This window comes from Pluralibacter sp., assembly GCF_019237635.1.
Taxonomy (GTDB): Bacteria; Pseudomonadota; Gammaproteobacteria; order Enterobacterales; family Enterobacteriaceae; genus Enterobacter_B.
This window is the reverse complement of sequence record NZ_JAFAGS010000040.1, coordinates 1-10233: the sequence shown is the minus strand read 5'-3', so window position 1 is coordinate 10233 and position 10233 is coordinate 1. Positions and strand designations below refer to the sequence as shown.

Here is a 10233-nt window from a genome sequence, read left to right as displayed (position 1 = left end):
TCGGCACCCACGCAGGCTGGCGCGAGAGCTTCTGGACCGTCAGCGCCCTGGCCGCGCTGGCTGGCATTGCCAGCCTCTGCGGCATCCCTTCGATTGCCCGGCAACAAGCTGTGAGCCTGAAGGGGGAACTGGGGGCGCTTAATAATCTCAAATTATGGGGCGTTTTCTCGACCAGCCTGTTAATCATCGGCGCTACCTTTGCCGCATTCACCTACTTCACTCCGATTCTGAAGGGCCTTACGGGCTACGGCGATACGGCAGTCGCTATCCTTTTGATCGTATACGGGGTAGCGACGGTAATAGGCAACACCGTCGTGGGTAAACTGGCGGACCGTCACACCATTGCCGTTCTCGCCGTCGGTCTCGCAATCCTGGCATTCTTCCTCGCCCTGTTTGGCCTTTTTGCCACCAATAAATTGATCTCAGCCCTGTCGCTGGTGGGCATCGGCCTCGTGGGGGTAACCATGAATCCTGCCATGGCCACACGGGTGATTCGTACGGCGAACGGGCGCTCTTTAGTCAATACGGTACATACCTCTGTCATTACGCTCGGCATCATGGTCGGCGCCTTGTTGGGAGGGCTGGGCATCAGCTTCGGCTACGGTTTGCAAGCGCCGTTATGGGTGGGTTTCTTCATGGCTATTGTCGGTTTTGCGACGCTGATCCCTGACCTGCGGGTACTGCGTAGAACGTCATAAAACAATACATTAAATGGGCGTTTTAGATTCCTGTCTCCCACCACACACCCGCCGAAAGGTTGACCGCTGACAAGGCAAATCCGCCGCAAGCCTTCCTATAATCAGGCCCGTTTGTCTTCTCACTGGTGTGACCTATGGCGTATCAACTGAACCTGAACTGGCCGGAATTTCTGGAGAAATACTGGCAAAAAAAACCTGTTGTTTTAAAGAATGCTTTCCCGAACTTTGTCGATCCTATCACCCCGGACGAGCTGGCGGGGCTGGCGATGGAGCCGGAGGTCGACAGTCGCCTGGTCAGCCATTTCAATGGCAAATGGCAGGCGAGCAACGGCCCGTTCGAGCATTTTGATGGCCTTGGCGAAACCGGCTGGTCGCTGCTGGCGCAGGCGGTTAATCACTGGCATATGCCTTCTGCCGAACTGGTGCGCCCGTTTCGCGTCCTGCCGGACTGGCGTCTGGATGATCTGATGATCTCCTTCTCCGTACCGGGCGGCGGCGTTGGCCCGCATATCGATCAGTACGATGTATTTATCATTCAGGGGATGGGCAGCCGCCGCTGGCGCGTGGGCGACAAGCTGCCGATGCGTCAGTTCTGTCCGCATCCGGCGCTGCTGCATGTCGATCCGTTCGAGCCGATCATCGATGAAGATCTGGCGCCTGGCGATATTCTCTATATCCCGCCGGGATTCCCGCACGATGGCTTCACGCACGAGACCGCGCTGAACTACTCGGTGGGCTTTCGCGGGCCGAACGGGCGTGATTTGATCAGCAGCTTTGCTGACTACGCGCTGGAAAACGATCTCGGCGGCGAGCACTACAACGATCCGGATCTGACCTGCCGCGAACACCCGGGCCGGGTGGAGGCGTACGAGCTGGATCGTCTGCGCGACATGATGATCGCGATGATTAGCAAGCCGGAAGATTTCACCCAGTGGTTCGGCAGCTTCGTCACCACGCCGCGCCACGAGCTGGATATTGCCGCCGCAGAACCGCCTTACACGGCGGAAGAGGTGCTGGACGCGCTGCAAAGCGGCGAACGCCTGGCCCGTCTGAGCGGACTGCGGGTGCTGAACGTCGGTGGTCGCTACTTCGTCAACAGTGAGTGTATGGATGCGGTTGAACCCACCGCTGCGGACGCGCTGTGCCGCTACACCGAGCTCGGTCGGGATGAGCTGGGCGATGCCCTGAACAACCCGGCGTTTATCGCCGAACTGACCGGGCTGATGAACCAGGGCTACTGGTTCTTCGAAGAGTAATCAAACACGGGTGAAATCGTCGTGTTGAAGGTGCTGGTAAAGTGGATGTTGTTCCCACCAGCACCAGCCAGCTCAAAGCCAGACACATCGCGGGATATATCCATGAACGGCTGGCGCAGAGTTTTTCTCTGCGAACGCTACAGAACGAAATGGCGATGGTGCGTTCCATTCTGGCTGAAGCCGGTCGTACACAGCTCAGCCAGTCCGAATTAATCAGCAACAAATCACTCGGTATCAGTGGTGCCAGCCGTGATGGGACGCACCGGGCCATTCCGGATGCGCTTTACCAGCAGGTACTGGAGCGGATACAGCAAGCAGACGCAGGCCTCGCGGCCAGCCTGCAACTGGCGCGAGTGATGGGCCTGCGTGGTCAGGAAGCGGTACAATGCTGCCAGTCGCTGAAAACCTGGGATAAACAGCTGGAAAAAGTCGCTGAACGTCTGTCGGTGATCTTTGGCACCAAAGGCGGACGACCGCGTATGACGCAGGTGATTAATCGGGAAGCGGTTCGCCAGGCTGTGAAAGAGGCGCTTGAGATTGCCGGGGAGCGTGACGGGCATCTCATTGACAAACCGGATCTGAAATCTGCGATGGACTACTGGCACAACCATCTCCGCGATGCCGGACTGACGGGCGAATACTCACCCCACTCTCTGCGCTATGCCTGGGCGCAGACGCGATCCGGTATTACGAGGATCAGGGGTTAAGCCACAAAGAGGCTCTGGCCGTAACCTCAACGGATCTGGGACATGGAGATGGACGGGGGAGGTATATTGAGCAGGTGTACGGACATGGCGAGTAAATACATCAAAAGGGCCTGATTTTAACAAACGTTGGCTCGAATAATTCCTCATAGAATACCCGCTACTGATGCCAGTAATCTTCGCGCTATACAGTATATCCCCTCCCCAGAACTTGACCTTCTATTATTTCAATAGTCATTGATGATGTGATAGTTAGAGTTCAATCGCAAAAAAATAAAAATTCCCAACAAACTCAACCAATTCCCCCAGCAATCACACCGTCTCCAACCGTTAGGATCATGCTTGGGCTATCACCAGCCCTTTTCCTCTCAAACTAAGTACATCCACCCGCATTCATGTCGCCATGACGTTTGTTTATCCATGATTTACATGCAGATAGCTGTGAGCGAGCGAACACTGAGTCAATCGGCTGAGACTAGAAATTAGAAATTAAAACGAACACCACTTTCGCATCATTTCGATACAATTACAGGATTATAATTTATTTATTCTTATTTTATAACGTGTTACATGAAAAATTAAAATTAACAATAAAAAAACATTTGTTCGTTTCTTGGTGTTGTTGTACTTTTATTCCGAACGTGAGGGTGTTGTATGAGAATCATTGATTCACAGGCACATGATGCGCTAACTCAGATTGAGCTTTTTTGGGCAGTATCCTGGAAATTTCCACAGAGGGTTGCGGTTAAAGATCTCAATCATGAGATCAGCTATGGCGAGCTTAGAGACTGGATGCTCAGGATTATTCAGGCCCTGAAGGATGAAGGTGTTCACGCTGGTGACCGGGTTGCAATAGAACTGCCACCAGGTGCCGAGTTAATCGCCTCTATTCTGGCGATTCAGTCCATTGGTGCTGCTTATGTACCGCTAGACCGTAATGCGCCAGTAGCGCGCAATAGTCTGATACTGAATGATTCTCAGCCTCGCATGATTATCAATGAGAGCGGTCATTCAAACTTTGCCAGCTTTCAGGCAAAAAGCATATGCCAGATGCTGTCGGTATCTGTTATTGCGGATTCATTACTGAATGCGGCCGTTCCGGAAGGATTGGCATATATTATCTATACTTCGGGCACGACGGGTAACCCGAAAGGTGTTCCGATCACCCATGCTAATTTGCGTGCTCTCTTTCTTGCAACGGAACCTGTGTTTAAGTTCAACGAAGATGATTCCACTGTGCTTTTTCATTCCTATGCTTTTGATTTTTCAGTATGGGAAATGTGGTCAGTTTTAGCTTATGGTGGGAAGCTTGTCATTCCAGATAATGAAACTCGTTTGACCCCTGGTAAACTGGCACAACTCGTTCACGATCAAAAAATTACTTTACTTAACCAGACGCCTGGTGCTTTTTCCGTTAATGCCCCTTGGCTCTGTCAATTCCCGAAGGGGTCATTGGCTTTACGGTTTGTTGTTTTTGGTGGCGAAAGGCTTAATTTTCAGATGCTCAAACAATGGCAGCAGCATTTTGGGCTGACGTCTCCTTTACTGGTCAATATGTACGGCATTACCGAAACGACTGTTCATTCAAGTTGGCATATTATCAGTGATGATGATCTGGAGCGCACAGAGTCAATTATCGGTGAATTATTACCAGGATTCGATTACATCATTCGGCCTCTTGATGAGAGTAATCAGCAATCAGGCTATGGCGAATTGCTTCTCTGTGGCGAGCAAGTCACTCCGGGTTACCTGAACCAGAATAATGGAACCGATGGTAAATTTATTTTGGCTGAAAAAAATAATATTGCCAAGCGGTATTATTGTACAGGGGATCTTGTTCAATATAATTTCGCAGGTAAGTTAGTTTATATGGGGCGTTGCGATCAACAGGTAAAAATAAACGGTTATCGTATCGAAATTGGCGAGATTGAGTCTGTGCTTGCAAGGCTTGAATCGATTATCGATATTTCAGTCATAACGTCTCATTCAGAAACACTTGGCCATCATCTGGTTTGTTGTTTTGCATCAACTGACAATAAAGCAGATGTTATTGAACAGCTACATAAATTGGCGAAAGAGTTATTGCCATTTTATATGCGACCTATTCGCTATCGCGGTTTTGATGCTATACCAAAAACCATTAATGGAAAAATCGATAAACAACACCTGAAACTTTCAGTGGAGTAAATTATGAACGCTGTTGATTTAGATGATGTCAATAAAGAACAGGTAAAAGTACTTGCATTACAACAGTATATTGCATGGCTGCAAAATGTCTTAGAAAAACCAGTCAGCGCGGAAGATAACTTCCTTGATATTGGTGGGCATTCCATGATTGCCATTGCACTTAATGAACGTGTGCGAAATGAATTCAATTTAACATTGTCCATGGAGCGTCTATATAACGGCACGCTTAGCGAAACATTTTACAGCATTAAATAAAACCAATCACTCACTGGAGATTACTATGTCAAATAATATTAATTTGTCTGAAGAGCAAATTGCCAGTTTCCATAAAAATGGTTATATCGGCCCAATTACTATTTATTCTCCGGAAGAAATGGCGGAAATTTGGAGTGCCGTTCGTCGGCAATTACCAGATCGTTCTAATGCTGCTTACCCTTCAGACTCCTACGGTGCGGCAACAAATATATCAAATTACGATCGCCATCTTGATATCAATAAACTTAGCCAGCATGTCACTAATCCCAAAATTGTGGCGCCGGTATCAGATATCCTTGGCGATGATGTTTTGTGCTGGCGTACAGAGTTCTTTCCTAAATACCCTGGTGATGAAGGTACTGACTGGCATCAGGCTGATACATTTGCTAACGCCAGTGGAAAACCGCAAATTCTTTGGCCCGGAGAAACTGAAGATCAGTTTGGAAAAGGGACCTTAACGGTCTGGACAGCCTTTACCGATTCAACCATTGAGAATGGTTGTCTGGAAATTATGCCTGGCACTCATCATAAAATGAATTATGATGAAAAAAAATCAATGCAATATCAAAGTGATATTATTAATAATATTGAAAAGGAAGGTAAGAGCCGTGGATTCTTTGGTTATGATTATCGCGACCTACAAATAGATCCTGACTGGCATCCGGATGAAAAACAGGCCGTCCCATTGGAGATGAAAGCCGGTCAATGCGTCATCTTTTGGTCAACATTAATGCATGCTTCCTATCCTAATATATCTGATAAGGTATATCGGATGGGCTTTGCTACCCGCTACGCACCCAGCTTTGTTGATATTTACCCCAATACCGATCATGTGCATGAGTATGGTGGTAATATCCCATTGGATAAATTTTGCTGCGTGATTGTTGCTGGCCAAAGTCGTAATGCTAATAATCGTATAGCAACCCATAACTTGCTCGGAAATCCATTTACTCCTCTTTCTGTATAAAATAAGGATTATCGCTATGCAACAAAACCAGTGTTATCTGGAGGACACCTATCGCTTTAATATATTAAGCGATGTCATTGCTACCGGTGCTGATGAAGGAGGGCAATGGATTGCCCTGCAGGATAATATTTTTCATCCGCAGGGAGGCGGGCAGCCTGCAGATCTCGGGTGGGTTAATGACATCCCCGTGGTGGTAAAAAAACAGGAATCAGGTTTAGTGGTTCTTTATCCGCAGTCTCCTTTTTCGCCGCCGGTAGAAACAAAAGTTTCATCAGTTGTATCAGCAGATGCCCGCGCTTACCATGCGGCACTGCATACTGCCGGGCATTTACTGAATTGGGAAATGCGTCAGTTCGGGTGGATGGCTGTCCGGGGGCATCATTTCCCCGGTGAGTCGCGGGTGGAATTTAGCGCCATTGATGCTTCAGCTATTCCAGCCGATCGCCTGGATGCGGCTGAAATTGAGCGCATTATTTGCCAGCGTCTACAGAAGGGCGCGGAAATCCGCAGTTGGTTCGAGGGTTCTACCCGGCTATGCCAGATTAACCAATCAGAGGCTATGCCTTGTGCCGGGACGCACACGGATGATTTGGCAAAAATTAGCTCATTTAGCATTAAGGCGATAAAGTTTAAAAAGGGCACGCTACGGATAAGCTATGATGCCGGGCATGCCCCGCTAAAGGAATGTCATGTCTAATTATTCTATTCTGGCGCCACGCAGCCGACTTTGGATAATTGATCTGGGATTATTGACCGTTGCCCTCTCATGGGGGGCAAGTTATTCCTTGATGCAGCTTATTATCCACGCAGGGGTCACTGTCCCCTTGTTTTTAATGCTGAGGTTCGCACTGGCTGTTCCCTTCATGTTTGTTGGCACTCGTGTCAGATTAAACAACTTCACTCGTGGTGAAGTGATTAATGGGATCGTATTTGGTGTGCTTCTTTATGCGATCCTGACATTCGAAACGTTTGGCGTTAAACACACCTCTGCTGCAAATGCAGGTTTCTTGATTGCATTATCGGTGGTGTTAGTTCCCTTTTTTGAACGTTTTATCGGCAAGAGAAAACAAAGCAAATTCATCTACTTCACCTGTTTTATGTCTCTTGCAGGTGGCTGCATGTTGAGCTTTACGGCCAATGGTAATATTGAGTTCAATCAAGGCGATATTCTTATCTTATCGGCTGCATTGATTCGCGGTTTTCAGATATTTATGTTTGGTCGGCAGACCGCTGGTAAGGATTACTCGCTAATCAATATCACATTGATTGAATTACTGGTTGTCGCTGCCCTCGGTCTGGTTACTATTGTGCTGACCGAACCCACAGCGCTGCAATATATTCCTGAAATATCTATTTCGACATGGGGCTTGATTCTCTTTCTGAGTCTGCTGGCGACGGCATTTGCATTCCTGATGCAATTATATGCCGCTAAAATAACCAGTCCGACGCGCGTCGGGTTGATCTTGTCTCTCGAACCGGCCTTTGCAGCTATGTTTGCCATCACCATCATGGGGGAAACCCTTGGTTTGCTGCAAGCAATAGGGGGCGGGATCATTATATGTGCGGCCTTGTTGGGGCGTATTGCTGAAGGGAAGCGCTATGAATGAGCAGCCACATATCGCTATGTTTCATCATGCAGGAGGGAACGCTGCCGCTCTGAATGTACTGGAAAAGCACTTTTCAAACTTCAATGTGAGTAAGTTTGAAATGCCTGGCCGCGGACGCCGCCGTCAGGAGGCGTTACTAACGGATATCAATAAGGTGATTAAGGATTTTTGTCCACAATTGCCGCGCCATTGTCCGATAATTTTTATGGGCCATAGTCTCGGCGCCTATATCGCATATGTGATGGCAAAAAAATACCGTTACTATGATGCTCGACAGAAAAGCATGCTCGTGGTGATTGGGAACGAGCCAATCCATTGCCGTAAATTTTTTGACTTTACTGAATCCAGTGAAATAGCAAAAGATTCATTACTTAATTTTGCTAATCATCTCGGGCAATTACCTGACTGGCTGCAGCGAGAGCCCGTTTTGCTGGAGCAATTTTTGCAGGTGCTATCTGCTGATTTGCAGGTTGCTAATTCTATCAGTGAAGAAGATAGCGCCGTGCTTGATGATATTCCAGTATTAGCCTTTTACGGAAAAGAGGACCCATTATTTCCTTCTCCACCGCAACGATGGCAAGAATGCACCCTCCAGCCATTCAGGCTGGAGGGGATCTCTGGGGGGCATTTTATTTCAGAGGCACAGGCTCATGAGATTAGCGAGCTAACAATGTATTTTATACGGGAGAACAAGGTCTTTAATATTTAAATGGCGTGGGCAGGAGAGGGGTAACACAGTAATGCCGCTAACCTGCTGAATTAACCTTGTGTACTGTAAGACATTATAACCGTCGCACTTACCGCATCATCTGCACAAATATAGGCATGTTTAACATCACCTGAGAAGGCATAAAAATCTCCAGGTTGAAGAATAATGCTTTCACTGTCAGATATTTTCAGAAGTAATGTGCCAAGGTGGACGATGATATGTTCATGCGTCCCTGATACATGAGCCGGGCTATTTATTACCACACCTGGTTTCATTTGTAAATGCCATATTTCGGTGATATTCCCCTGACCGATGCGAAACTTCATTACTTGGGAATAATCACCTTTGTAGTCAGCATTTTTTTCAATATAGGGATAGCGCTCATTATTATTACCGAGCAGATCGCCTAATGTAAGTCTTAGTGCGCTGGCGATGGAATCCAGTGTATCTACGCGAGGATTAGAACCGCCCGATTCTAGCGTGGACAACGTAGCTTTGGAGACGCCGGAAAGTTTTGCCAGTTCATTAAGTGAAAGATTTCGAGCTATTCGTAACTGTTTTACGTTATTACCAATGTTGGTGTACGTTTTTTTTAAGCGATCGCTCTGTTGTGCATTACTCATCTTTTAATCTTCACTGTCGGGATAAAATTAGTAGCATATTAACATTTAAGGAAGAAAATAGCATTAAAAGTGACACATGAATTTAAACGCGGGCTATCAGTCTGATTTTTCTCATTTGTTAATGTATCAGAGGTTGAAATGTTACTGAATGACTGCATTAAAATTATGGTTTCTGGCATGTTGTTGCTTGTAATGCCCGGCCCAACCAATACTCTTCTCCTTTTCTCAGGGTACGCCAGTGGTATCAGGCCAAGTATAAAAATGATCATTGCCGAATGGGGTGGATACTTTTGCGCAATCACCTTTTGGGGCGTTATTGTGAGTGTTTTAGCTCAACATGGCACGTTTTTATTCGGTATTATTAAATTATTATCAGCATTCTATGTCGCCTGGCTGGCTGTTAAAGTCTGGAGGTTCTCATTACAGACTCGACCGGCAAACATTGAAATGAAAACCATATTTATTACCACTTTGTTTAACCCTAAATCATTCGTCTTTGCGACATATATCATTCCTTCAATTGCTTTCAGAGAGCTTCAGGCTTTCACTGCTGCCATGCTGAGTGTTTTTGTCGCGCTATTGCCTCTTTCTTTTATATGGGTTGCCTGTGGGAAGGGGATTGCCAGGCAAGGCCTGCAGCAATCACGATTATGGCCGGTGTTTTTTTATCGCGGGCTGTCGCTGGCGATGGCGAGCTTCGCTGCTTCTATGGTTTACCATTCCGTCGCTGTCTGATGCGTAAACCTACGGAGTAACCATGAAAATTTGCTGGTATCAAACACAACGACTAATGAAAGTCTTACCCGATTACATCCATTTCACCGTATTGCGTTTCGCCTGGGATGGCGTGCTGGATGATGCTTTCCGAATTTATGATGTACCGCTCCCGCGCCGGTTGGCGAACACGTCAGATCAACGCCGGGCTGAATATCTTGCTGGACGGATTGGCGCTCAAAAATTACTACAGCATTTCGATATCTCGCTACGGGCGCCGCTGATGGCAAATAATCGCGCTCCCTCCTGGCCTTCCTCCTATCATGGGGCAATTTCACACGATAGCGATTTTGCTTCTGCCGCCGTTATCAAAATGCATCATGGCCGGGTCGGGATAGATATTGAATCGCTCTCACCGAAAATAGCTCTCGATACGATAAGCCAGCGCATTGCCTTTGCCAGGGAAATTGATACATTGACCAACTCCTGCGATTTGCCTTCGGACCACATTCT

At 47.4% G+C, this 10233-nt stretch carries 11 protein-coding genes and 1 pseudogene; 11 read left to right on the top strand and 1 reads right to left on the bottom strand.

Annotation, left to right across the window (positions count from 1 at the left end; all coding sequences use genetic code 11):
• From JO226_RS04890 to JO226_RS04850, 9 genes and pseudogenes are all read left to right on the top strand, one after another.
• Positions 1-698: MFS transporter (locus JO226_RS04890; RefSeq protein WP_293494079.1), on the top strand; the 698-nt coding region annotated here is incomplete at its 5' end.
• A 134-nt stretch (positions 699-832) separates the two neighbouring features.
• A complete protein-coding gene (locus tag JO226_RS04885; protein ID WP_293494076.1) occupies positions 833-1954 on the top strand; it encodes a cupin domain-containing protein in 1122 nt (373 codons plus the stop codon).
• Between the two features lie 56 nt (positions 1955-2010).
• A pseudogene (locus tag JO226_RS04880) lies at positions 2011-2756 on the top strand (integrase domain-containing protein); the annotation flags it as partial.
• A gap of 556 nt (positions 2757-3312) precedes the next feature.
• Complete coding sequence (locus JO226_RS04875) at positions 3313-4845, top strand: amino acid adenylation domain-containing protein (RefSeq protein WP_293494073.1); 1533 nt, start codon at positions 3313-3315, stop codon at positions 4843-4845.
• Between the two features lie 3 nt (positions 4846-4848).
• Positions 4849-5100, top strand: a complete 252-nt coding sequence (locus JO226_RS04870; RefSeq protein ID WP_293494070.1) for a phosphopantetheine-binding protein — start codon at positions 4849-4851, stop codon at positions 5098-5100.
• A 25-nt stretch (positions 5101-5125) separates the two neighbouring features.
• Positions 5126-6067 (top strand): chlorinating enzyme, encoded by a 942-nt coding sequence (locus JO226_RS04865; protein WP_293494067.1) that lies wholly within the window; start codon positions 5126-5128, stop codon positions 6065-6067.
• Between the two features lie 16 nt (positions 6068-6083).
• Positions 6084-6764 carry a hypothetical protein gene (locus JO226_RS04860; protein WP_293494064.1) on the top strand — a complete coding sequence of 227 codons (681 nt, stop codon included), beginning with the start codon at positions 6084-6086 and terminating at the stop codon, positions 6762-6764.
• A complete protein-coding gene (locus JO226_RS04855; protein ID WP_293494061.1) occupies positions 6757-7674 on the top strand; it encodes a DMT family transporter in 918 nt (305 codons plus the stop codon). The genes JO226_RS04860 and JO226_RS04855 overlap by 8 nt, the downstream gene beginning before the upstream one ends.
• Positions 7667-8383, top strand: a complete 717-nt coding sequence (locus tag JO226_RS04850; protein ID WP_293494058.1) for an alpha/beta fold hydrolase — start codon at positions 7667-7669, stop codon at positions 8381-8383. Before JO226_RS04855 ends, JO226_RS04850 begins: the two co-directional genes overlap by 8 nt.
• Before the next feature lie 50 nt (positions 8384-8433).
• On the opposite strand, the gene JO226_RS04845 is transcribed toward JO226_RS04850, so the two are convergent.
• On the bottom strand, positions 8434-9006 hold the full coding sequence (locus tag JO226_RS04845; RefSeq protein WP_125366639.1) for a helix-turn-helix domain-containing protein: 573 nt from the start codon (positions 9004-9006) through the stop codon (positions 8434-8436).
• A 138-nt stretch (positions 9007-9144) separates the two neighbouring features.
• Here JO226_RS04845 and JO226_RS04840 point away from each other — a divergent pair, with 138 nt between their 5' ends.
• Both JO226_RS04840 and JO226_RS04835 read left to right on the top strand, forming a co-directional pair.
• Complete coding sequence (locus tag JO226_RS04840; RefSeq protein WP_293494048.1) at positions 9145-9741, top strand: LysE family transporter; 597 nt, start codon at positions 9145-9147, stop codon at positions 9739-9741.
• Between the two features lie 22 nt (positions 9742-9763).
• Positions 9764-10233: 4'-phosphopantetheinyl transferase (locus JO226_RS04835; protein WP_367273509.1), on the top strand; the 470-nt coding region annotated here is incomplete at its 3' end.

Bases quoted from the DNA above. Each gene is read 5' to 3' on its own strand.
- JO226_RS04870 (WP_293494070.1), top strand. From the start codon at position 4,849: ATGAACGCTGTTGATTTAGATGATGTCAATAAAGAACAGGTAAAAGTA.
- JO226_RS04875 (WP_293494073.1), top strand. From the start codon at position 3,313: ATGAGAATCATTGATTCACAGGCACATGATGCGCTAACTCAGATTGAG.
- JO226_RS04865 (WP_293494067.1), top strand. From the start codon at position 5,126: ATGTCAAATAATATTAATTTGTCTGAAGAGCAAATTGCCAGTTTCCAT.
- JO226_RS04840 (WP_293494048.1), top strand. From the start codon at position 9,145: ATGTTACTGAATGACTGCATTAAAATTATGGTTTCTGGCATGTTGTTG.
- JO226_RS04855 (WP_293494061.1), top strand. From the start codon at position 6,757: ATGTCTAATTATTCTATTCTGGCGCCACGCAGCCGACTTTGGATAATT.
- JO226_RS04845 (WP_125366639.1), bottom strand. From the start codon at position 9,006: ATGAGTAATGCACAACAGAGCGATCGCTTAAAAAAAACGTACACCAAC.
- JO226_RS04860 (WP_293494064.1), top strand. From the start codon at position 6,084: ATGCAACAAAACCAGTGTTATCTGGAGGACACCTATCGCTTTAATATA.
- JO226_RS04850 (WP_293494058.1), top strand. From the start codon at position 7,667: ATGAATGAGCAGCCACATATCGCTATGTTTCATCATGCAGGAGGGAAC.
- JO226_RS04885 (WP_293494076.1), top strand. From the start codon at position 833: ATGGCGTATCAACTGAACCTGAACTGGCCGGAATTTCTGGAGAAATAC.